The organism is Kribbella endophytica (assembly GCF_054781295.1).
In genome coordinates this window covers 1,768,419-1,789,061 of sequence record NZ_BAAGUR010000001.1, presented here as the reverse complement: position 1 = coordinate 1,789,061, position 20,643 = coordinate 1,768,419, and the positions used below count along the sequence as shown (strand labels likewise).

The following is a 20,643-nucleotide window of genomic DNA, read 5'->3' as shown; positions in this document are numbered from 1 at the left end:
CGTCTGAAGGGTCCCGAAGGTTGGCGTGACGTAGATCACATGCTCGACTACGGCGTGGCTCGGCGATCCCGTAGGCTCTGACGCATGCGCGTCAGGGAGAAGGGCGACCGCGGCGTCGTCCAGTCGGTTGTTCTGTTCCTCGGGGTGAGCGTGCTGTCCGGCGCACTCGCCGCCGGTCTCGCGATCCCGTTCGCGGGACTGGCCGGTTTCACGACCGAGAAGACCCACGAGACCCTGCAGGACCTGCCGCAGGAGCTGAAGACCGCTCCACCGGCGCGGACCAGCAAGATCGTCGCGGCCGACGGCTCGCTGATCGCCTACCTGTACGAGCAGAACCGGGTGCCGATCACGCTCGCGCAGGTCAACCCGATCATGCGCAAGGCGATCGTCGCGATCGAGGACGACCGCTTCTACGACCACGGCGCGCTGGACGCGAAGGGCACGCTGCGCGCGATGCTGCGCAACCAGTCCGAGGGCTCGGTGCAGCAGGGTGGATCGAGCATCACCCAGCAGTACGTGAAGCTGAGCCTGATCGCGAAGGCGAAGACGCCCGAGGAGTACCAGCAGGCGACCGCGTCGACGTACCAGCGCAAGATCGCCGAGCTGCGCTACGCGGTGGCGATCGAGAAGGAGTTCTCCAAGGACGAGATCCTGGAGAAGTACCTGAACCTGGCCAACTTCGGTGACGGCGCGTACGGCGTCGAGGCCGCCGCGCGGCACTACTTCTCCACCCACGCGAACAAGCTGACGCTGGCCCAGGCCGCGATGCTGGCCGGCCTGGTGAAGAACCCGAGCGGCTACGACCCGACCAACAACGCCAAGCGGGCCAAGGACCGCCGCGACGTGGTGCTGCGCCGGATGCAGGAGCTCAACGTCATCACCGCCAAGCAGGCGACCGACGCGATCCGCACCCCGGTCTACGACCCGAAGAAGGTCAACAAGGTCCCGAACGGCTGCGCCGCGTCGAAGTACCCGTTCTACTGCGAGTGGGCGTACTCCACGCTGCTCGACAACCCGGCCTTCGGCCCCGACGAGAAGAGCCGGGCGCACTACATCAAGACCGCCGGCATCACCGTGAAGACCTCGCTGGACCCGAAGATCCAGGCCGCGGCCGAGTCCGCGATCAAGGCGAAGTCGAAGCCGGCCGACACGACGATCGCCGCGGTCACCATGGTTCAGCCCGGCAGCGGCCTGGTGAAGGGCATGGCGCAGAGCAAGCCGTACGGCGACGGGACGAACCACACCACGTCGTACAACTACAACGTCGAGAAGACCTACCCCGGTGGCTACGGCGGGTTCCAGAACGGGTCGACGATGAAGGCGTTCACCATCGCCGCCGCGATCCAGCAGGGCATCCCGCTGAACTACCGGATCAACTCGCCGTCGCCGATCGACCTGAGCGGGGTCAAGTTCAAGACCTGCACCGGGACCACCAGCGACCCCGACTACCACCCGAAGAACTCGACCCGCAGCGGTGACCTGACCATGATCGAGGCGGCCAAGGCCTCGACCAACACGTACTTCCTGCAGCTGTCCCAGCGCACCGGACTGTGCGCGGTCGCGAACATCGCGGCGAAGCTCGGCATGAAGGACGCGCAGACCCTGCAGCCGCTGCAGCAGGTCATCTCGATGACGCTCGGCGTCGACAACGTCAGCCCGATGATGCTGGCGAACGCGTACGCGACCTTCGCCGCCCGCGGCAAGTACTGCAAGCCGCTGGCCGTCACCTCGATCACCAGCGCCGCCGGCAAGCCGATCAAGACGCCGGGCGTCGAGTGCACGCAGGCGCTGGAGCAGCCGGTCGCCGACGGTGTGAACCGGGTGCTGCACGAGGTCATGGGGTCGGGCGGTACCGGCAACAGGCTGAACTTCGGCACCAGCGACCTGGCCGGCAAGACCGGAACGATCCAGGACAACAAGGCCGTCTGGTTCTCCGGCTACTCCTCGACGATGGCCGCGGCCTCGGTGGTCGCCGACGCGAAACTGCCGTACACCAACCTGATGTACGGCCACACGCTGAACGGCCGCGACATCGCCGACCCGAGCGGTTCGGGCACGGCCGGTCCGATCTGGGAAGCCGCGATGCGCGCCGCGCTCAAGGGATCCGCGGAGACCCACTTCGTCGCCCCGAGCGACAAGACCATCCGCGGTGACGTGAAGGACCTGCCGTTCGTGACCGGCATGTCGGTCCAGGACGCGACCAACAGGCTGCAGGGCGCGGGCTTCCAGGTCACCGTGGCCCCCGGCCAGGTCGACTCCAAGGAGACCGCGGGCACCGTCGCCTACACGTCTCCCCGGCAGCGCGACGGCGCTCCGGAGGGATCGTCGGTGACGATCTACATCTCCAACGGCAAGGACGGCCAGCAGCCGCCCAACCCGCCGAACAGTCCGCAGCCTCCGAACCCACCGAACACGGGGAAGCCGAATCCCCAGTGCCCGCCGTGGCACCCGCAGTTCCCGAACTGCCCACGGCGCTGAGCTGAACGACAAGAGGGCCTCCCCCAGCAGGGGAGGCCCTCTTGTCGTTGGAGGTGACTCAGGCGCCGAGCTGGCGCTTGACCTCGGAGGAGACGGCGCCGCCGTCGGCCTTGCCCTTCACCTTGGGCTGCAGGGCGCCCATCACCTTGCCGATGCCGCGCGGGCCCAGCTCGGCGGCACCGGTGGCGGCGATGGTCTCGGTGACCAGGGCGGCGATCTCCTCGGCGGTGAGCTGCTCGGGCAGGTACTCGGCCAGGATGTCCGCCTCGGCCTGCTCCTTGTCGGCCAGCTCGGCACGGCCGGCGTCGCGGTAGGCGGTGACGGACTCGCGGCGCTTCTTGGCCTCGGCGGTCAGGACCTCGAGCACCTCGGCGTCGGACAGCTCGCGGGCCTCCTTGCCGGCCACCTCGGCCTTCGTCACGGCCGTCAGTGCCATCCGCAGCGTGGACTTGCGGATGTCGTCGCGGGCCTTGAGGGCCGCGGTCATGTCGTCGTGCAGGCGTTGCTTCAGCTCGGAGTTGGACATAGGGAAGATTGTGGCAGGCTGGAACAATGAGTTTCCGGGGGCTGGCCACAACGACGCTGAAGACCGCGGGTGTGATCGGCGCGGTAGGAGCCGCCTGCGTCGGGTACGCGGCGGCCATCGAGGTGCGCTGGTTCACGCTGCGCCGCTTCACCGTGCCGGTGCTGCCGCCGGGCGCCGACCCGCTCAAGGTGCTGCACCTGTCCGACCTGCACCTGATGCCGACCCAGGAGAAGAAGATCCGCTGGGTCAACGAGCTGGCCCAGCTGGAGCCGGACCTGGTCGTCACCACCGGCGACAACCTCTCCTCCCCCGACTCGGTGCTCCCGCTGCTGCGCGCGTACGGCGCACTGCTCGACCTGCCCGGCGTGTTCGTGTTCGGCTCCAACGACTACTGGAAGCCGCACTTCAAGAACCCGGTGAACTACTTGCTCCCGGCCAACAAGCAGAAGCACAAGCCGCACGGTCCGGACCTGCCGTTCGAGGAGATGCGCAGCGCCTTCACCGAGGCCGGCTGGGCCGACCTGAACAACCTGAAGTCCACGCTGAAGGTCAACGGCCTGCGCCTGGACTTCGCCGGCACCGACGACCCGCACATCAAGCGCGACCGGTACGCCGAGGTGGCCGGTGAGGTCGACCCCACGGCCGACCTGTCGATCGGCGTCACCCACGCGCCGTACCAGCGGGTCCTGAACGCGTTCGTCGGCGACGGGTACCCGCTGATCCTGGCCGGGCACACGCACGGCGGACAGCTCGCGGTGCCGCTGTACGGCGCTCTCGTGACCAACTGCGACCTGGACGCTTCCCGGGTCAAAGGCCTGAGCACGTGGGGCTTCGAGGGCCGGCAGGCGGCCATGCACGTGTCGGCCGGACTGGGCACTTCGCCGTACGCGCCGGTGCGGTTCGCGTGCCGTCCGGAGGCGACTTTGCTCACGTTAGTCCCCCGGATTCACACCGGTGATTAACCCGATTTCGTCCCAGCCCACAGCGCATGTAAGCTGACTCCGGCTTCGGGCTGTGGCGCAGTTTGGTAGCGCGCGTCGTTCGGGACGACGAGGTCGCAGGTTCAAATCCTGTCAGCCCGACAGAAGAGGGCGGTGACTCGCAAGAGTCGCCGCCCTCAGTCATTTTCTGGGCAGTTCTACCCTTGCCAGGTGAGCGTGCTGCAGCGAGTGGATCTGGGCGAGGTCGAGTACGAGGTCGCCACCAAGGACATGCTGTCCTGGGTCGAGGAGCGGACCGAGGGGACGGCCGGAGACCGGCTGTTCCTGCTGAGCCATCCGCCGGTGATCACCTACGGGTCGCGGACGCCGCTGGACGACCTCCCGGCCGAAGCGGCGGGGATCCCAGCAGTGGCGGTCGACCGCGGCGGCTTCGCGACGTACCACGGCCCCGGGCAACTGGTCGGGTACCTCGTGATCGACCTCAAGCAGCGTGGCGCGGTCGACATCGTCCGCTGGGTCGAGAACGGCCTGATCACGGCCCTCGGTGAGCTCGGCTTCCCGCTCGTACGACGGGAGACGCCGCGCGGCGAGAGCAGCCTGGTCGGCGTCTGGACCGAGGACCACCGCAAGCTCTGCTCGATCGGGATGCGGATCCGCCGCGGCGTGACCAGCCACGGGTTCTCGATCAACGTGGACCCGGCGATGGACGTGTTTCACACGTTCACGACCTGCGGGCTGCACGACGTCACGATGGTCTCCCTGGCCGAGCTCGCGGCCGAGCAGGGCCGGCCGGTTCCCACCGACGCCGAGGTCCGCGACGCGGTGGCAGCCACCCTCGGAGCCGTCTGACCCAGTAGCCTGCGGCCATGGGCGATGCCGACGACGAGGTCACCCGGCCGCTGCCGGGGGCGGACGACGAGACGTCCGCTGCCCGCGAAGACGAGGCGGCCTCGCCCGTCGAGGTCGAGGAGACCGACGAGAAGCCAGCCTGGCGGTTCGACGTACCGCCGGTGCCTCCGCTACTCATCCTCGCGGTGGTCGGCGTGCTGGCCGGGTTCGTCACGATCGGCATGGTGTGGCTGAGTGAGCGCGGCTGCGAACGGTTCCGCGACACCTCGAACTGCGGCGCCTGGGGTTTCCCGCTGCTCGTGCTGACCGTCGTGGTCACGATCGTGCTCGGCGCGACCGCGCTGAGCCGGCTCGCGGTACCGCACCCGCGGCTGGTCGCGTTCCTCGGCGTCGGCTTCATGCTGCTCGTCGTCCTCGGTTTCCTCGCCGACAATCTGTTCAGCACCTGGACCCTGCTGGTCGTCCCGGTCCTGACTGCGACTACCTTCCTGCTCGCCCACTTGCTCGCCGGACTGCTGGAGCGCGCCGATGCCTGATCTGCCCCGCTACAAGGCCCACCGCACGACCACCCCGCCGCCGATCGACGGCACGCTGACCCACCCGGCCTGGGCGGAGGCGGCCTGGACCAGCGACTTCGTCGACATCCGCGGCGACCAGCCGGCGCCGGCGTACAAGACCCAGGCCAAGCTGCTGTACGACGACGAGTACCTGTACCTCGGCGCCCGGCTCGAGGAGCCGCACGTCTGGTCGACGATGACCGAGCAGAACACGTTCCTGTACGAGGAGAACAACTTCGAGCTGTTCGTCGACCCGGACGGCGACCGGCAGAACTACTACGAGTTCGAGATCAACCCGCTCGGCACGATCTGGGAGCTCACGCTGCCCAAGCCGTACGCCGACGGCGGCGTCGCGATCGACCCGACCAACCTGCCCGGCCTGCGGACCGCGATCCACGTCGACGGCACGCTGAACGACCCCAGCGACGCCGACGCCGGCTGGACCGTCGAGGCGGCCTTCCCGTGGGCCGAGCTCGCGCAGCACACCAAGGCCTCGATGCCGCCGAAGCCCGGCGACGAGTGGCGGATGAACCTGATGCGGGTCGAGTGGTCGCACGACGTCGTGGACGGCGCGTACCGCAAGGGCTCGCAGCAGGACTTCTGGGTCTGGTCGCCGCAGGGCGAGGTCGACATGCACAAGCCCGAGCACTGGGGCGTGCTGGAGTTCTGACGGTTTAGGACCCCCTGCCCCGGCGGTGAACCCGCCGGGGTGACAATGAGTGATGTGGAGTTCCGGGGCGGAGGGTACGACGACGAGCTGTCGTACCTGATCGACCTGGTCGAGCACCCGGATCCGTTGCGCACAGCAACCAGCTTGCCGCGGTCGGCGATCCGGTCCGCGGCCGAGGGCGACCAGGTGGTCGCCGCGATCGAGCGGGCCTGCGAGAGCGATCCGCGGATGGCGCTGCGGCTGGTGGCCGGGCTGTCGAGCTACTGGTGGTCGCGCGGGCTGCAGGACGAGGCGTCGGCTGCTGCTGAGCGGGTGCTCGGCATGCTCGGGCGGACTGTCCCGGCCGGGCTGGAGGAGGAGTACCTGCTCACCGTGCTGCACGGGGCCTCGTCGGCCGAGCAGGAGCAGCTGGAGCTGGCTCAGCAGGTGGTGCTGGATGGCGTGGGGCCGTTCAAGTACCCGGTGACGGTGCTGCTGTGGTCGCTGGTGTTCGGGCCGTTCGAGTCCAGTACGACGGTTGCCGACGTACTGGCTCGGCACGAGCGGGACGGGGACGCGTGGACCCGGGCTGCGGTCGAGCTGATCAAGGGGTATCCCGGACTGGTCGACATCGGTCCGGCGGAGGCCGAGCAGTCGTTGCGGATCGCGCTGGCGCGCTTCCGGATGCTGGAGGACCGCTGGGCGATGTTCCTGGCGCTGACCGGACTGCGGCAGATCACCGACGACCTCCTGCCGGTCACCAGTGAGGCTGTGGAGCTGGCGGAGGAGCTGGGGCTGGAGGAGGAGGCCGGGCTGCTCCTGTGCGAGCGTGCCGGCCTCCAGCTGCGTGCGGGAGCTGTGGAGGCCGCCCGAGCCGACTTCACGCGGGCACTGACGCTTGCCGAGCACACCGACTGCGCCGAAGCGGCAGCCGCCGCCCAGATCGGCCTGGCCCGCACAGCCCGGCACGCCGGGAACTTGGTGTGCGCCCGCGAGCACTTGAGCGTCGTACTGGGGACTTGCCCGGAAGAGCTGGTTGACGCCCGGGAAGAAGCAGCTCACGAGCTGCGCCTGCTGTGCTCAGCTGAGGCCACGGCTTAGCTATGTAGTGAGGACACACGACGGGGTGTGGCGGCGTACTGCCTGTGGTTTCGGCCACAGCGAGTGGGGGTCGCCGGGGAGGTCGGGGCTGGTTAGAGTCGAGCTGACTGAGCCCTCGAACTGCAACGGAGCAGCCGGATGGACAAGACGTACGGGTCGCCGCGGGACGCGGTCGACGACATCGGCGACGGCGCGAGCCTGGCGGTCGGCGGGTTCGGGCTGTGCGGGAACCCGATGCAGCTGATCGACGCCCTCCACGCCAAGGGGGTGAGCGGGCTCAGCGTCGTGTCGAACAACTGCGGTGTCGACGACTGGGGTCTCGGCATCCTGCTCGCCGACAAGCGGATCGCGAAGATGACGTCGTCGTACGTCGGGGAGAACAAGGAGTTCGCCCGGCAGTTCCTGTCCGGCGAGCTGGAGGTCGAGCTGACGCCGCAGGGCACGCTGGCCGAGAAGCTGCGGGCCGGCGGCTGCGGGATCGCCGCGTTCTTCACGCTCGCCGGCGTCGGCACCCAGGTCGCCGACGGCGGGCTGCCGCAGCTGTACAACACCGACGGCTCGGTCGCGAAGGCCTCGGAGCCGAAGGAGACCCGGGAGATCAACGGCACGACGTACGTGCTGGAGGAGTCGATCACCACCGACTTCGGCCTGGTGCACGCGCTCAAGGGCGACACCCACGGCAACCTGGTCTTCGACCGCAGCGCGCGCAACTTCAACCCGCTGGCCGCGATGGCCGGCCGGATCACGATCGCGCAGGTCGAGGAGCTGGTCCAGCCTGGTGAGCTGGACCCCGACGAGATCCACCTGCCCGGCGTCTACGTCCAGCGAGTAGTTGCCGTTGGCAAGGACATCGAGAAGCGGATCGAGAAGCGCACGGTCCAACCCCGCGAGGCCTACGAGGCCCAGCGCGAGAAGCTGGAGGCCTGAGATGCCACTCACCCGTGAGCAGATGGCCGCCCGGGCCGCCGCCGAGCTGGAGGACGGCTCGTACGTCAACCTCGGCATCGGCCTGCCGACGATGGTCCCGAACTACATCCCGGACGGCGTCACCGTCGTACTGCAGTCCGAGAACGGCATCCTCGGCGTCGGCCCGTACCCGGTCGAAGGCGACGAGGACCCGGACCTGATCAACGCCGGCAAGGAGACCGTGACGACGTTGCCGGGGGCATCGTTCTTCGACTCGTCGCTGTCGTTCGGGATGATCCGCGGCGGCGCGATCGACGCCGCCATCCTGGGCGCGATGCAGGTGTCGGCCACCGGCGACCTGTCGAACTGGATGATCCCCGGCAAGATGGTCAAGGGCATGGGCGGCGCGATGGATCTCGTGCACGGCGCCAAGAAGGTGATCGTGCTGATGGAGCACGTCGCCAAGGACGGGTCGCACAAGATCCTCCAGGAGTGCGACCTGCCGTACACGGGTCGCGGTGTGGTCAACCGGATCATCACCGACCTCGCCGTACTGGACATCACCGACGACGGGCTGCAGCTGGTCGAGCTCGCCGAAGGGGTCACCTTCGACGAGCTGCAGGACAAGACCGGGGCACCGATCAAGCAGTAGACCGCCGTACGCCGGTCAAGCGATGAATCGGAGGTCCGGGTGCCGCGGCGAGTCGCGCCAGGTGCCCGGACGGCCGCGCAGGTGCTGGTCGAAGAACGCCGGGATGTAGGTGTTCAGCGTCTTGAGGATCCGCTGCGGATCGACCGTGCCGATGCTGTTGGCGATCAGTTCCGGCGGGACGGTGAAGTGCCGCTGGAACCACGGGATCAGCGCCTGGTGGTCGATGAACGTGTAGTGCTGCCCGTGCGGGACGTTGAGGTCGCGCTTCCAGCCGGTCGAGTTCTCCCAGAACAGACCCCAGGACGGGTCGGTGCGGTGAGTCTGCGGACCGCCGTTCGGGCCGGTGCCGCCGGCGCCGAGCAGGAGGAACGGGCGGTCGAGGCCCTGGGCGACGACCGGGCAGTCGGCGGGATCGGCGTAGCCGTAGCCGAGGGTGCCGTCGAGGTCGATGCCGGCCTTCACCCGGCGGTCGACGAGCATCACGTCGGCCGAGGTGATGCCGCCGGCCGAGTGGCCGTACGCGCCGATGCGGGTCAGGTCGAGGATCTCGCCGAGATCCCTGGGCAGGCGCCGCGCGTCGGCATCCGGGTTGTGCCCGTGGGCCAGTCGTTGGAGGGCGTCCAGCACATGTCGTACGTCGGCGATGCGCGTCGACCGGGCGAGCTGCGAGAACGGCTCCGGCGGCAACGTCTGTACGGCGACCCGGCCGCCGGGGAACTCGACGGCCGCCGCTTCGTAGGTGTGGTCGACGGTGACCACGACGTACCCGCGACTGGCCAGCTCGGCGACTATGATCGAGGCCAGGCCGCGCGGTACGCCGAAGCCGGGTGAGAACAGCACGACCGGGCGGCGGCCCCAGCTGCGGCTCACCGGCGCTGACAGTCCGGCGTGGACGCGAGCGCCGGCCCAGTCGACTGCGTCCGCCGGTTGTTGGAGTGCGATCGCGGCGCCTTCGGCGTACACCTGGGCGGTGAGGGGTGGGAGGTACGACGCCTGGTCGGTGCGACGGGCTGCTGGGTACCAGATGCTGATCATCAGCTCGCGTGGACGGCCGGGGAGGAATGGGTCGTCCCGCCCGGCGTCCACGAGATGAAGTTCGGTGGTGCCGACAGGAAAAGGTCCAGTCGGTTGAGGGAACTTCAGTTGCACAGCTTGTCGACGTACCGAAGCAGTAGCAGTAGACGGGGCGAGGAGGGCGGCTGCGGTGCCGGTGAGGAGGAGGCGGCGAGTGAGCATGTGCCGACCTTGCCCTTCGACGAGCTGTCGCCGCCGCTGCCGAAGGCCAGGTGGGACCCCTGTCGAAAGTCAGAGCTGTTCGAAGTGGAAGGCGCGGATGAAGCAGTCGCGCGGTTGACCCACCGCGAACAGGACGCAGTCGACCACCGACTGGGCGGTCAGCTCGGCGCCGCCCTCGCGGGGGCCGGACTGGACGAAGTCGGGTGGGAAGAGCGAGATCACGCGGATGCCTTCGGGCCGCAGGCGGGCGGACAGGATCTCGGCGTAGCCGGCCTGCGCATGCTTGGCCGCGTAGAAGGCGGGGTGCGCCGACGACCGGTGCTGCCCGGGCTCGCCCGCGGCGGAGATCAGATTGACCACATCGGCCCGATCGGATGCCCTGAGCAACGGCAGGAGACGCTCCGTGAGCAGCGTCGTCCCGATCGCGGCACCGCCGATCGTGTCCGCGATGTCAGCGGCTGAGGCGTCACCCTCCAGATAGCGCGCACCGCTGTTCACCAGTACGTCGAGCCGCTCGATCTCCAGCGCGGCGATCGACTCCGGCGACGCGAGGTCGAGCACGGCGGCCTCCGCCGATCCACCCGCCGCGCGCACGAGCGCGACGGTCTCCTCCGCGGCGGCCGCCGTACGGGCTGTCGCGATCACGTGCGCTCCGGACGCGGCGAAGGCGAGCGCGAGCAGGCGCCCGGTGTCCCGGCCGGCGCCGGTGATCAATACGTGTTTCATGTAAAGAAGCAGATCACTTCAAGAGCTGTCGAGGTCAACCCCTCCCCAGGTCTTGTGCTGCTCGGTGAGGATGGGTCCATGGACTTGGACGTGTTCGTGATCGGCGGCGTTGGCATCGATACCATCGTGCGCGTTCCCGGCCTGCCGTTGCCGGACTGGGAGACCATTCACGTCGAGCCCGTGCAGACGTACGTCGGCCACACCGGCCACGGCGTCGCCCTCGGCTGTCACCGGCTCGGGCTCCAGCCCGCCCTCGCCGACGTGATCGGCGACGACCCTGAGGGCCGGCGGATCCGCTCGACGTACGACGAGCTCGGACTGCCGCTGGCGACGGTCGTCCACCCGAGCGGGACGAGGCGCAGCGTCAACCTGGTCGCGCCAGACGGGACCAGGACCTCCCTGTACGACGGACGCCACCCCGCGGGGATGCGGGTGGACCCGCAGCTGTGGCGCGGGTGGGTCGACCACGCGCGCCATGTGCACGTCTCGATCATGGACTTTGCGCGGCGCGCGCTGCCCGACGTACTGGCGGCCGGTTGCACCGTGTCGACCGATCTCCACGACTGGGACGGTGACCACGAGTACCACCGCGACTTCGCCCAGTGCGCCGACGTCGTGTTCGTGTCGACCAGCGCGCTGCGCGACAAGGCGGTCGACTGGATCTTCGCGTGCGGGCGGGCGCAGGTGGTGGTCGCGATGGCGGGCGCCGACGGCAGCTACCTGTACGTCCGCGGCGAGGACCCGGTCCACCTGCCCGCGGTCGACCTCCCGGGGCGCCCGGTGATCGACACCAACGGCGCCGGCGACGCCTACGTCGCCGCCTTCCTCACCACCTGGCTGGACGGTCGCTCGTACTACGAAGCCGCGACGGCGGGCACGATCGCGGGCGCGTGGGCCTGCGGCTCCCCCGGCACGCACACCGACCTCATCACCGCCGAACAGTTGATGCTGCTCAACCGTTAGCCGCGCGTCAGCGGCGGATGGAGCGTGGCCGCCGGGCCGCGACGGAACAGCTGCGCCGGGCGCCCGCCGTCGCGAGTGGTGGTCGCACCGAGCGGTACGACGAAGCCTTCCGTCCGGGTGGCCTTGCGGTGGAAGTTTCGCGGATCGAGCGGGATCCCCCAGACGGCCTCGTAGACGCCGCGCAGCTCGGAGACGGTGAACTCGTCGGCGCAGAAGGCGGTCGCGAGCGGCGAGTACTCGAGCTTGGCCCGCGCGCGTTCGACGGCGTCGGTGAGGATCCGGTGGTGGTCGAACGCGAGCCGGCCGGGATCGTCGAGCACCTCGGCGACCGGGATCCAGGACGCCGACGCCGCGTCCGACCCGGCGACCGGTGTCGGCAGGTCGGGGACGAGCGCGAGGTAGGCGACGCTGATCACCTGACCGCGCGGATCGCGCCCGGGTTCGCCGTACGTCGCCACCTGCTCGAGGTGGATCCGGTCCGAACCGACGCCGGTCTCCTCGGCGAGCTCGCGACGGGCGGCCTTCTCCAGGCCCTCGCCCGCGCGGACGAAACCGCCGGGCAGCGCCCAGCGGCCGCGATGCGGAGGGATGCCGCGACGGATCAGCAGCACCTCGAACGAGCCGTTCTGGACGGTCAGGATCACCAGGTCGGTGGCCACACCCATCGGGTCGAAGTCCATGAGAGCACCTTAATCGTCACCTTGACGAAAAGCGATCCGAAGCCTTATCGTCAAAGTGACGACAAAGGAGACAGAGCGATGGCAGACATCACGCGGTTCCGGTTCATCAGCCACCTGCGGGCGAACCCCACCACCCACGTCCGGCACCTGCGGAACGGGAAGCTGGTGCACGACGGCGCCGGGCAGGCGTTCTGGTTCCGGGCGCTGAACTCGGCGCTGAGCGAGGTGCCGGTCGACGACCGCGAGCAGCCGTTGCTGTTCCACGGGCGGACGATCGACTTCCAGGACGTCGTGGTGCAGGCGACCGTGACGTACCGGGTGACCGACCCCGCGCTGGCCGCGACCCGGCTCGACTTCGGGATCGACCCGGACACGGGGAGGTGGCGGGCGACTCCGCTCGAGCAGCTCGGCGGACTGCTGACCGAGCTGGCGCAGCAGACCGCGCTCGACCTGCTGGCGCGGATGACGCTGACGCAGGCGCTGTCCGAGGGGATGGCGTCGCTGCGGCTGGCGGTGAGCACCGGGCTGCGCGAGGACCAGCGGCTGACCGGGCTCGGGATCGGCGTCGAGGACGTGCGCGTGGTCGCCGTACGGGCTGAGAACGACGTGGAGCGGGCGTTGCAGACTCCGACCCGCGAGATGGTGCAGCAGGCGGCCGACAAGGCGACGTACGAGCGCCGCGCGATGGCGGTCGAGCGGGAGCGGTCGATCGCGGAGAACGAGCTGCAGAACCAGATCGAGCTGGCTCGGCGCGAGGAGCAGTTGGTGACACAGAAGGGTCAGAACGAACGCCAGCGGGCGACCGAGGCCGCTGCCGCCGGGCGCATCGAAACCGAGGCGGCCGCCAACCGCACGCGGGCTCTGAGCCAGGCGGAGGCGGACGCCAAGCGAGTGATCGGTGCTGCTGAGGCTGCGGCGGAGAAGGCCTTGCTCGACGCGTACGCCGAAATGGACCAGGCGACAATCCTGGCCCTGGCGGTCAAGCAAGGTGCCCTACCGGAGATCGGAACACTGAACCTGACCCCGGACCTGATCACCCCGCTGCTCAGCAAGCTGGTTGGCGACAACGCATGACCACCACACCAAGTCGGCGGAAGGCTGACCTCGGTCGGCAGCTTAGACAGGGAGTCACGCGATGAGCCTTCCTCCCAGGGCCGTGCTCGTGCACCGTGCAACCGAGCTGAGCGAGCTCATTGCTCGGCATGGGACTCGCCAGCAGGCCGGGTTCTTCCTGCAGACCCGCGGGCGGGACCTGGCCGAGCTGGACGATCGGCACCAGGCCCAACAAAAGGCGCTGGCCGCAGTGTCGGCGGCGGTCCCGCTGGACTGGCGGCGGGCGGTGGCCGAGCGAGGTGATCTCGATCGGTTCGTCTTCGGCCCAGAGGACGTGGTGATCGCGGTCGGGCAGGACGGGCTGGTGGCGAACGTCGCCAAGTACCTCGACGGGCAGCCGGTGATCGGCATCAACCCGGAGCCGACCCGCAACCCCGGCGTACTGGTGCCGCACCCGCCGGAAGCGATCGCCGACCTGCTTCGTACGCGGCACGTCGAGGAACGCACGATGGTCGTCGCCGGCACCGACGACGGCCAGCGCCTGCTGGCGCTCAACGAGGTGTACGTCGGCCACCGGACCCACCAGTCCGCCCGCTACCGCCTCGCCTCGCCCGAGGGCCTGGAGGAACGCCAGTCGTCCTCCGGCCTGCTGGTCGGCACCGGAACAGGATCCACGGGGTGGTGCCGCTCAGCCTGGCAGGAACGCCGCAGCCACCTCGCCCTGCCCGGCCCGCTCGACCCGGCCCTGTGCTGGTTCGTCCGCGAGGCCTGGCCCTCACCGGCGACCGGTACGTCGTACACCGAAGGCGTCCTCACCGCGCAGGACCACCTGACCGTCACCGCCGAGGCCGACCTGGTCGTCTTCGGCGACGGCATCGAAGCCGACTCCCTCACCATCACCTGGGGCCAACGCCTCGACCTCACCGTCGCCGACACCCGCCTGCGCCTGGTCCGCTGACAGCTAGCGGCCAACGCTCCCGACGCGGACCGAATCATCGCTACCGTGGCGCCCGTGAGCTGGGACCTGGTCATCGTGGTGGCGATCATCGTCGGCGCAATCGTCTTGCTGGTCGCCCTGGCCCGGACTCCGCGAGAGTCGGCCCGCCCGATGGCTGTCCGGCCGCGCTCGCAGGGTGATCTCCAGGCCGACGCCGCGACCACGCTGATCACCAGTACGACGCTCCTGCTCGGCGACCACGGCAACTGGCTGGACCGGCGCGGCGGACGAGCGGCGTACGACGAACTGCTCCGGACACCGCTCCCGGCGTACCAGACAGCCCTCGCCCGCGCCCTGACGGGGAACGCCTGGACGGCGCACCGAGCGTTCGTGCTCGCGGTGAAGCTCGGTCGCGAGGGCACCGAGGAGTGCATGATCCAGACCCTGTGGGCCTCGCGCGGGACGGCCCAGAAGCTGTGCACCGACATGCTCAACTCGGGAAACCAGCGGCTGTCGCGCACCGCCGAGAGCTGGGCGGCGCAGAATCGCTACGTCGTCACCTTCACCGGCGCGCTGCCCGGTGCCACCTGGGGTGTGTTCTAGCCGCGAAGTATTTCCCGTGATCTCCACGGATGGTGACCACTCGGGTGAGATCTGTGCTGACAGCGGTGTCACGTTCTGCATAAGGTGCGTTCACCACAACGGCCCTGTCGAGGGAGGGCCGGCGTGCTCCACCCACCGCCCACAGGGGAGCTACACGCATGCGCAGATCCAGAAGGGGCTCGGCCTTCCGTACCGGAGTGGCCCTGCTCGCCACCGCGGCACTGGCGCCGATCGCGTCGTTGTCCGCGACCGCCGGCCCGCCGAGCAAGCCGTTCGTCCAGGGGACGCAGACGGTCGCGGCGTACGACTACGACAACGCGATCCACGAGCGGATCCAGGTCGACGTACCGGGGGTCGACGCCGACGCGAACGGCGTCAAGGACCAGGTCACCGTCGACATCATCCGGCCCGGTGAGGCGGCCGAGGCCGGGATCGACATCCCGGTGATCATCCAGGCGTCGCCGTACTACGCGGGCGACCCGAAGAACTACTTCGACGACGCCGGCACCCGGCAGGTGTACGGCAGCTGGCTGGACAACTACTTCGTCCCGCGCGGGTACGCCGTGGCCTTCGTCGACATGCCGGGCACGTTCCGCTCGACCGGCTGCAGCGACGTCGGCGCGGACTACGAGGTGCTCGGCACCAAGGCCGTGATCGACTGGCTGAACAACCGCGTCCCGGGCCACACCCCGGACGGCGCGAAGGCCAAGGCCGACTGGTCGACCGGCAAGGCCGGGATGATCGGCGTCTCCTGGAACGGCACGATCGCGAACTCCGTCGCGAGCACCGGCGTCAAGGGCCTCGAGACGATCGTCCCGATCGCCGCGATCTCCAGCTGGTACGACTACACCCGCGGCTTCGGGGTGCCCTTCTACGACGAGTACATGGGCTTCCTGCACGACTACGTGAGCAACGACGCGTCCCCGCGCTGCGAGGAGCTCACCGGCGAGATCGAGCAGGACTCCGACACCCGCACCGGCTCGTACAGCAAGTTCTGGGACCCCCGGAACTACCGGCTCGACGCGAGCAAGGTGAAGGCCAGCGTGTACGTCGTGCACGGGCTCGGCGACGAGAACGTGAAGACCCGGCACTTCGGCGAGTGGTGGGACGAGCTGGCCAAGCGCAACGTGCCGCGCAAGATCTTCCTGCACCAGGGCGTGCACCTGGACGGCTTCAGCTTCCGCGACGAGTGGGTGGACAAGCTGCACCCGTGGTTCGACTACTGGCTGCAGGGCCTGAAGAACGACGTGATGAAGACTCCGCAGGCGACCGTGCAGCGTGAGGACGGTTCGTTCGTCGACGAGCCGCGCTGGCCGGCTCCCGGGGTGAAGACGACGAAGCTCAACCTGAGCAAGCCGCTGAACTCCAAGACCGGCGGGCTGTCGATCGCGGCCGCCTCGTCGGACCCGATCAGCTTCACCGGGACCAGCCAGGAGTCCGCCGACACCGTCGTACTGGATCCGACCGCGCAGCGCACCGACCGGGCGGTGTTCCTCAGCAACGACCTGGAGCAGTCGGTCCGGATGTCCGGCACCGGCAAGGTCAGCGTCCGGGTCAAGGTCAACAAGGTTGCCGCAGGCATCAAGGCACGCCTGGTCGACTACGGTACGGCGACCCGCTACCGCGACGTCACCAACGTGCCGAACACCAGCGTCTGCTGGGGTGACGGCAACACCCTCGACACCGGCTGCTACGCCAAGACCCAGATCAACACGGCGGTCTCCGACGCGTCGATCGCGGTCCGCACGCTGGCCGACATCGGTCACTACAAGTCGCTGAACCGCAAGGAGTCCCTGCAGTCCGGCAAGTGGTACGACCTGTCCTTCGAGCTGAACGCCGACGACGTCGTCTTCACCGCCGGCCACCGGCTCGGTCTGGTGCTCACCGTCGAGCCCGACAACCCGTCGGTCCCGTTCACCGGTGCGACCGTCACGCTCGACCCGGCCAAGTCGTCCCTCACCCTCCCGCTGACCAACGCTCCGGACCTCGCGACCGCGGACACCCCGCAGTCCCGGATCCCGGCCGACTCGCTGGCCCAGCCCGAGCCCTCGAAGGACCCGGTGGAGCTGATGCGCCAGTTCGTCGAAGCCTCACGCTGATCTGAGCAGTCGCGACCCCCGATCCCCTGCGGATCGGGGGTCGCGGTGCGTTCAGGGGTGATTCAGGGTCATTCCCCTATACGCCGTATAGGCATTTGCCGTTGAATGCTCGGTATGACCGAGGTGACGACGAAGGACCGCATCACGGCAGCCGCGAGCTGGCTGCTCACCGAGAAGGGCGCCGAGGGCGTCAGCATGCGCCGGGTCGCCGCCGCGGTCGGCATCACGCCGATGGCGATCTACCAGTACTTCCCCGACCGGGACGCGTTGCTGCACGAGGTGGCCGACGCCGCGTTCGCCGAGCTGATGACCCGCTGGGCCGCCGAACCACGCAGTACGGCGGCCGACACCCGGCTGCACGAGATGCTCGTCGACCACGTCGACTTCGCGCTGGCCCAGCCGCGGCTCTACGCGTACATGTTCACCGAACGGCGCGACCAGGCCCGGCAGTTCCCGGCCGACTTCAAGGCACGTCGCTCGCCGACCTTCACGCTGCTCGCCGACGCGATCGCGGCCGGCGTCGACCAGCAACTCTTCCGCGACGACGACATCTGGGAGTCCAGCCTGATGATCGCCGCCTTCGTGCACGGCCTGATCCAGCTCTACCACGGTGACCGGATCGGCATGCCCGCCGACGACTTCCGCGCCCTGTGCCTGAGCCTGGGCGAAAGGATGATCGATGGACTCCGTGTCTGACCACCCCCGCCGGTACGCCGTACTGGCGGTCCTGCTCACCGGCGCGGCCCTGTACTTCGGGTCCGGCCTCAACACTCTGCCCGCTCTGACCTGGCTCGCGCCGGTACCGGTCCTTCTGCTGGCGCCTCGGATCAGCGCCCGGCTGGCGGCGCTGACGGCCTTCGCCGGCTGGTCGCTCGGACTGGCGAACCTGTGGCGCTACCTGCTCGAGGACCTCGAGCTGCCACCGGCCGCGCTGGCCTTCCTGCTGCTGCTCGCCGGTGTGTTCACGCTGACGGTGCTGCTGTTCCGCGCCTTGGCGGTCCGCCACCACTTCGTTCTTGCCGCGGTCGCAGCGCCCGCTTGCTGGGCGGCCTGCGACTACCTGATCGCCACGGCCTCACCGCACGGCGCCTTCACCAGCCTCGCGTACACGCAGGCCGATGTGCGCCCTGTGATCCAGCTCGTCTCGCTCACCGGGGTTTGGGGAATCTCCTTCCTACTGATGCTTCCCGCCGCCGTACTGGCGATCTGCTGTGCTCCCGGCGTACGGCGACCGGCCGTGCTGCAGGCCTCGGTCGGCCTGTTGGTTGTTGCCCTGGGCGTTTTTTCCTATGGCACTTGGCGCCTGAACGACGCTCCGTCCACACACTCGCCGGTCCGGATCGCGATCGTGTCGGACAGCACCGACGACGACTCGAGCTGGACTTCGCCGGGTGGGCCGTCGATCCTGGCGAACTACACCCGCGGCATCCAGGCGGCAGCACAGCAGGGCGCCACGGTGGTACTGCTGCCCGAGAAGATCATCGACGTCCAGTCTTCGGCCCTGCCCGGACTGACCGACTCCTTCCAGAAGCTTGCCTCTAGCAACAAGGTCGTGCTCGTCGTCGGACTGACCGTCTTCGGCGACAACGACTACAACCGGGCGCTGGTGCTCTCACCCGACGGCAGCGCGCCCACGGCGTACGACAAGCACCACCTGATCCCCGGCATCGAGCCGTACACCTCCGGCGACCATCTCGGGCTGATGGACGGCCCGGACGGCGAGCAGTGGGGCGTGCTGATCTGCAAGGACTTGGACTTCCCGGCTTTGTCACGTCAGTACGGCAAGGTCGGCGTCGACCTGCTGCTCGTCCCCGGCCTCGACTTCGACAACGACGGCTGGCTGCACAGCCGGATGGCACTCCTGCGCGGAGTCGAGAACGGCATCCCGATCGCCCGCAACGGCAGCAAGGGCCGACTGACCTTCACCGATCAGCACGGTCGCCTGGTCAGCGAACTCCCGGCAGCCTCGAACCAGTCCGTGACGCTCGTCGGCGAGCTGAACCCAGGGATCGCGCGCACGCCGTACACCCGCTGGGGCGACTGGTTCGCGTACCTGTCCATCCTGCTCACCGCGATCGGCGCCTTGGCCCTGCTGCGACCAAGACGCCGACCGGGTGACGCTGCTACGAGCTGATCGACCAGGAGTTGATGTAGCCCGTGTCCGCACGGGCCACATCGCGGACCTGGAGCTTCCAGGTGCCGTTGCGGGTCTCGCTGCTGAGGGTGGCCGTGTACGTCTGGTTGATGTTGTCGGCCGAGTCGTTGCTGGAGTTCTTCAGCCGGTACGACGAACCGTCGGGCGAGATCAGGTCGATCACCAGATCACCGCGGTAGGTGTGCACGATGTTGACCGCGACCTGCGCCGACGTGGCGCTCCCGGTGCAGCCGCTCACGGTGATCGAGCTGGTGACGGCGGCGCCGGCATCCGGGATGTTGACGTCGGCGCTGTTGCTGAACGGCCCGCACGTCGGGGTGGGACCGCCTCCGCCGAGGTTCGCGGCCGCGGCGGCGATGGCCGACGCGAACGTGCTCACCTGGGTGTAGACGCCCGGCGCGCTCGGCCGGGCACAACCGTCACCGTGGCTGACGATGCCGACCTGGATCCACGCGTTCGAGTTGTCCCGGCGGAACATCGGGCCGCCGGAGTCACCCTGGCAGGTGTCGACGCCACCGGTGGCCATCTGCCCGGCGCACAGCTCGGCCGGGAAGATCAGGTCGCTGTAGTAGTCGCCGGCATCCCGGCACGTCACGTCGTCGACGTACGGGACGTTCGCCTTCAGCAGGTACCGCTGCTGCGCGCCGCCCTCACTGGCCGCACCCCAGCCGGCCACCGTGAAGGTGCCGGTGTCGTACGACGTGGTGGTGGCGATCGGCAGCGTCGCGACGCCGGTGATCGGCGTGGCCAGCTTGATCAGCGCCCAGTCACCACCGGTGCTCGTGCCGTAGGTGGGCGAGCGGTGGATGTACGTCGACTTCACCTTCGTGGCCGACGTGTCCTGCAGATCGACGACACCGACGGTCGCGGTGATCGACGTGTTGTTGCCGGTGGAACCCACGCAGTGCGCGGCGGTCAGCACAAGCTGATTGGTGTACATCGCACCACCACATCCCATGGACAGCCTCACCATCCACGGAAACTCACCTTGCAGCGCGCGGGTTCCACCGACGACTCGGGGACCGGGCTCACCTTGGGCGGAGGTGGGCGCGGCGCTCGCCGAGTGGGCGGGCACGATGACCAGGGCGGCGGTCATCGCGCACAAGACGGCGGATCGGAAAATTCTGGTCAGAAGCATGGGCGGTGCCTCCTCGAAAACTGCTGCGGTTTGCACAGTTTGTACACCCTCCGGCACAGCCGGTGATGGCACGGGAGTGCGAGGGCACCGATGCGCCGGGATCGAGACCCAACCGAAACGGGGGGCGCTGCCGCGGCCGCGAACTCAGGCCAGAATTGGAACAGCAGCCCGGCGGCGCTCAGGTGGTCCGTCGCCGGGCTGCTGGACCTCAATTCTCGCTCACAACTGCGCAGAAATGGTGGCCAGATGGTGACACGGCACAAGAATGCTGACAGGACAACAAATATCGCTCAGTGCAGTGCTCGGAACACGGACAGTACGATCCGCCTCTTGCGGATCGTTCTACCCTGGAGTGGCGGTAGCCCACGGTGACCGCGCACGGGAGGGAGGGGAC

20 protein-coding genes and 1 tRNA gene are annotated in these 20,643 nt (G+C 68.9%); 16 read left to right on the top strand and 5 right to left on the bottom strand.

What is annotated here, in order from left to right; genetic code table 11:
* Positions 1-84: 84 nt before the first annotated feature.
* On the top strand, positions 85-2,478 hold the full coding sequence (locus tag ACYVIO_RS08610) for a penicillin-binding protein (RefSeq protein WP_460650123.1): 2,394 nt from the start codon (positions 85-87) through the stop codon (positions 2,476-2,478).
* 58 nt (positions 2,479-2,536) lie between these two features.
* Here the strand turns inward: ACYVIO_RS08610 and ACYVIO_RS08605 are convergent, their stop codons facing one another.
* Positions 2,537-3,004: a GatB/YqeY domain-containing protein gene (locus ACYVIO_RS08605; protein WP_460650122.1), complete on the bottom strand. Its 468-nt coding sequence runs from the start codon at positions 3,002-3,004 to the stop codon at positions 2,537-2,539.
* Between the two features lie 26 nt (positions 3,005-3,030).
* On the opposite strand from ACYVIO_RS08605, the gene ACYVIO_RS08600 reads away from it, so the two are divergent.
* The 8 genes from ACYVIO_RS08600 (at position 3,031) to ACYVIO_RS08565 (ending at position 8,659) form a co-directional block, all read left to right on the top strand.
* Positions 3,031-3,966: a metallophosphoesterase gene (locus tag ACYVIO_RS08600; RefSeq protein WP_460650121.1), complete on the top strand. Its 936-nt coding sequence runs from the start codon at positions 3,031-3,033 to the stop codon at positions 3,964-3,966.
* Positions 3,967-4,012: 46 nt separating this feature from the next.
* Positions 4,013-4,086 (top strand) — tRNA-Pro (locus tag ACYVIO_RS08595).
* A gap of 69 nt (positions 4,087-4,155) precedes the next feature.
* Positions 4,156-4,794 (top strand): lipoyl(octanoyl) transferase LipB, encoded by a 639-nt coding sequence (gene lipB / locus ACYVIO_RS08590; RefSeq protein ID WP_460650120.1) that lies wholly within the window; start codon positions 4,156-4,158, stop codon positions 4,792-4,794.
* Between the two features lie 17 nt (positions 4,795-4,811).
* Positions 4,812-5,330 (top strand): hypothetical protein, encoded by a 519-nt coding sequence (locus ACYVIO_RS08585; protein ID WP_460650119.1) that lies wholly within the window; start codon positions 4,812-4,814, stop codon positions 5,328-5,330.
* Entirely contained in the window at positions 5,323-6,021 is a 699-nt protein-coding gene (locus tag ACYVIO_RS08580; protein ID WP_460650118.1) for a carbohydrate-binding family 9-like protein, read from the top strand. The genes ACYVIO_RS08585 and ACYVIO_RS08580 overlap by 8 nt, the downstream gene beginning before the upstream one ends.
* A gap of 45 nt (positions 6,022-6,066) precedes the next feature.
* Positions 6,067-7,101, top strand: coding sequence for a hypothetical protein (locus ACYVIO_RS08575; protein ID WP_460650117.1), 1,035 nt, complete (start codon positions 6,067-6,069; stop codon positions 7,099-7,101).
* Between the two features lie 138 nt (positions 7,102-7,239).
* The gene (locus tag ACYVIO_RS08570) at positions 7,240-8,028 is read left to right on the top strand and encodes a CoA transferase subunit A (protein WP_460650116.1); all 789 of its coding nucleotides are present in this window, start codon (positions 7,240-7,242) and stop codon (positions 8,026-8,028) included.
* 1 nt (position 8,029) lies between these two features.
* Entirely contained in the window at positions 8,030-8,659 is a 630-nt protein-coding gene (locus ACYVIO_RS08565; RefSeq protein ID WP_460650115.1) for a CoA transferase subunit B, read from the top strand.
* Positions 8,660-8,674: 15 nt separating this feature from the next.
* Here ACYVIO_RS08565 and ACYVIO_RS08560 read toward each other — a convergent pair whose 3' ends face one another.
* Together ACYVIO_RS08560 and ACYVIO_RS08555 are read right to left on the bottom strand one after the other, a co-directional pair.
* Positions 8,675-9,895, bottom strand: coding sequence for an alpha/beta hydrolase family protein (locus tag ACYVIO_RS08560; RefSeq protein ID WP_460650114.1), 1,221 nt, complete (start codon positions 9,893-9,895; stop codon positions 8,675-8,677).
* A 69-nt stretch (positions 9,896-9,964) separates the two neighbouring features.
* Positions 9,965-10,621: an SDR family NAD(P)-dependent oxidoreductase gene (locus tag ACYVIO_RS08555; protein ID WP_460650113.1), complete on the bottom strand. Its 657-nt coding sequence runs from the start codon at positions 10,619-10,621 to the stop codon at positions 9,965-9,967.
* Between the two features lie 78 nt (positions 10,622-10,699).
* Here ACYVIO_RS08555 and ACYVIO_RS08550 point away from each other — a divergent pair, with 78 nt between their 5' ends.
* A complete protein-coding gene (locus ACYVIO_RS08550; protein WP_460650112.1) occupies positions 10,700-11,584 on the top strand; it encodes a carbohydrate kinase family protein in 885 nt (294 codons plus the stop codon).
* Here the strand turns inward: ACYVIO_RS08550 and ACYVIO_RS08545 are convergent.
* Positions 11,581-12,264 carry an NUDIX hydrolase gene (locus ACYVIO_RS08545; protein ID WP_460650111.1) on the bottom strand — a complete coding sequence of 228 codons (684 nt, stop codon included), beginning with the start codon at positions 12,262-12,264 and terminating at the stop codon, positions 11,581-11,583. The two genes, ACYVIO_RS08550 and ACYVIO_RS08545, sit on opposite strands and share 4 nt — an antisense overlap.
* 78 nt (positions 12,265-12,342) lie before the next feature.
* Between ACYVIO_RS08545 and ACYVIO_RS08540 the strand changes: the two genes are divergently transcribed.
* From ACYVIO_RS08540 to ACYVIO_RS08515, 6 genes are all read left to right on the top strand, one after another.
* The gene (locus tag ACYVIO_RS08540) at positions 12,343-13,338 is read left to right on the top strand and encodes an SPFH domain-containing protein (RefSeq protein ID WP_460650110.1); all 996 of its coding nucleotides are present in this window, start codon (positions 12,343-12,345) and stop codon (positions 13,336-13,338) included.
* Positions 13,339-13,399: 61 nt separating this feature from the next.
* The gene (locus ACYVIO_RS08535; protein WP_460650109.1) at positions 13,400-14,275 is read left to right on the top strand and encodes an NAD(+)/NADH kinase; all 876 of its coding nucleotides are present in this window, start codon (positions 13,400-13,402) and stop codon (positions 14,273-14,275) included.
* Positions 14,276-14,329: 54 nt separating this feature from the next.
* On the top strand, positions 14,330-14,857 hold the full coding sequence (locus ACYVIO_RS08530; protein WP_460650108.1) for a hypothetical protein: 528 nt from the start codon (positions 14,330-14,332) through the stop codon (positions 14,855-14,857).
* Between the two features lie 158 nt (positions 14,858-15,015).
* Positions 15,016-16,956 (top strand): CocE/NonD family hydrolase, encoded by a 1,941-nt coding sequence (locus tag ACYVIO_RS08525; RefSeq protein WP_460650107.1) that lies wholly within the window; start codon positions 15,016-15,018, stop codon positions 16,954-16,956.
* A gap of 114 nt (positions 16,957-17,070) precedes the next feature.
* Positions 17,071-17,652, top strand: coding sequence for a TetR/AcrR family transcriptional regulator (locus ACYVIO_RS08520; protein ID WP_460650106.1), 582 nt, complete (start codon positions 17,071-17,073; stop codon positions 17,650-17,652).
* Complete coding sequence (locus tag ACYVIO_RS08515; protein WP_460650105.1) at positions 17,636-19,090, top strand: nitrilase-related carbon-nitrogen hydrolase; 1,455 nt, start codon at positions 17,636-17,638, stop codon at positions 19,088-19,090. The genes ACYVIO_RS08520 and ACYVIO_RS08515 overlap by 17 nt, the downstream gene beginning before the upstream one ends.
* On the opposite strand, the gene ACYVIO_RS08510 is transcribed toward ACYVIO_RS08515, so the two are convergent.
* Positions 19,080-20,207 carry a trypsin-like serine protease gene (locus ACYVIO_RS08510; RefSeq protein ID WP_460650104.1) on the bottom strand — a complete coding sequence of 376 codons (1,128 nt, stop codon included), beginning with the start codon at positions 20,205-20,207 and terminating at the stop codon, positions 19,080-19,082. The genes ACYVIO_RS08515 and ACYVIO_RS08510 overlap by 11 nt on opposite strands.
* Positions 20,208-20,643 lie beyond the last annotated feature (436 nt).

Excerpts from the sequence above, each read along its gene's own strand:
- ACYVIO_RS08550 (WP_460650112.1), top strand. The coding sequence starts at position 10,700 with ATGGACTTGGACGTGTTCGTGATCGGCGGCGTTGGCATCGATACCATC.
- ACYVIO_RS08555 (WP_460650113.1), bottom strand. The coding sequence starts at position 10,621 with ATGAAACACGTATTGATCACCGGCGCCGGCCGGGACACCGGGCGCCTG.
- ACYVIO_RS08510 (WP_460650104.1), bottom strand. The coding sequence starts at position 20,207 with ATGACCGCCGCCCTGGTCATCGTGCCCGCCCACTCGGCGAGCGCCGCG.
- ACYVIO_RS08605 (WP_460650122.1), bottom strand. The coding sequence starts at position 3,004 with ATGTCCAACTCCGAGCTGAAGCAACGCCTGCACGACGACATGACCGCG.
- ACYVIO_RS08515 (WP_460650105.1), top strand. The coding sequence starts at position 17,636 with ATGGACTCCGTGTCTGACCACCCCCGCCGGTACGCCGTACTGGCGGTC.
- ACYVIO_RS08545 (WP_460650111.1), bottom strand. The coding sequence starts at position 12,264 with ATGGACTTCGACCCGATGGGTGTGGCCACCGACCTGGTGATCCTGACC.
- ACYVIO_RS08540 (WP_460650110.1), top strand. The coding sequence starts at position 12,343 with ATGGCAGACATCACGCGGTTCCGGTTCATCAGCCACCTGCGGGCGAAC.
- ACYVIO_RS08525 (WP_460650107.1), top strand. The coding sequence starts at position 15,016 with ATGCGCAGATCCAGAAGGGGCTCGGCCTTCCGTACCGGAGTGGCCCTG.
- ACYVIO_RS08560 (WP_460650114.1), bottom strand. The coding sequence starts at position 9,895 with ATGCTCACTCGCCGCCTCCTCCTCACCGGCACCGCAGCCGCCCTCCTC.
- ACYVIO_RS08570 (WP_460650116.1), top strand. The coding sequence starts at position 7,240 with ATGGACAAGACGTACGGGTCGCCGCGGGACGCGGTCGACGACATCGGC.
- ACYVIO_RS08610 (WP_460650123.1), top strand. The coding sequence starts at position 85 with ATGCGCGTCAGGGAGAAGGGCGACCGCGGCGTCGTCCAGTCGGTTGTT.
- ACYVIO_RS08580 (WP_460650118.1), top strand. The coding sequence starts at position 5,323 with ATGCCTGATCTGCCCCGCTACAAGGCCCACCGCACGACCACCCCGCCG.
- ACYVIO_RS08535 (WP_460650109.1), top strand. The coding sequence starts at position 13,400 with ATGAGCCTTCCTCCCAGGGCCGTGCTCGTGCACCGTGCAACCGAGCTG.
- ACYVIO_RS08575 (WP_460650117.1), top strand. The coding sequence starts at position 6,067 with ATGAGTGATGTGGAGTTCCGGGGCGGAGGGTACGACGACGAGCTGTCG.
- ACYVIO_RS08600 (WP_460650121.1), top strand. The coding sequence starts at position 3,031 with ATGAGTTTCCGGGGGCTGGCCACAACGACGCTGAAGACCGCGGGTGTG.
- ACYVIO_RS08565 (WP_460650115.1), top strand. The coding sequence starts at position 8,030 with ATGCCACTCACCCGTGAGCAGATGGCCGCCCGGGCCGCCGCCGAGCTG.
- ACYVIO_RS08520 (WP_460650106.1), top strand. The coding sequence starts at position 17,071 with ATGACCGAGGTGACGACGAAGGACCGCATCACGGCAGCCGCGAGCTGG.
- ACYVIO_RS08585 (WP_460650119.1), top strand. The coding sequence starts at position 4,812 with ATGGGCGATGCCGACGACGAGGTCACCCGGCCGCTGCCGGGGGCGGAC.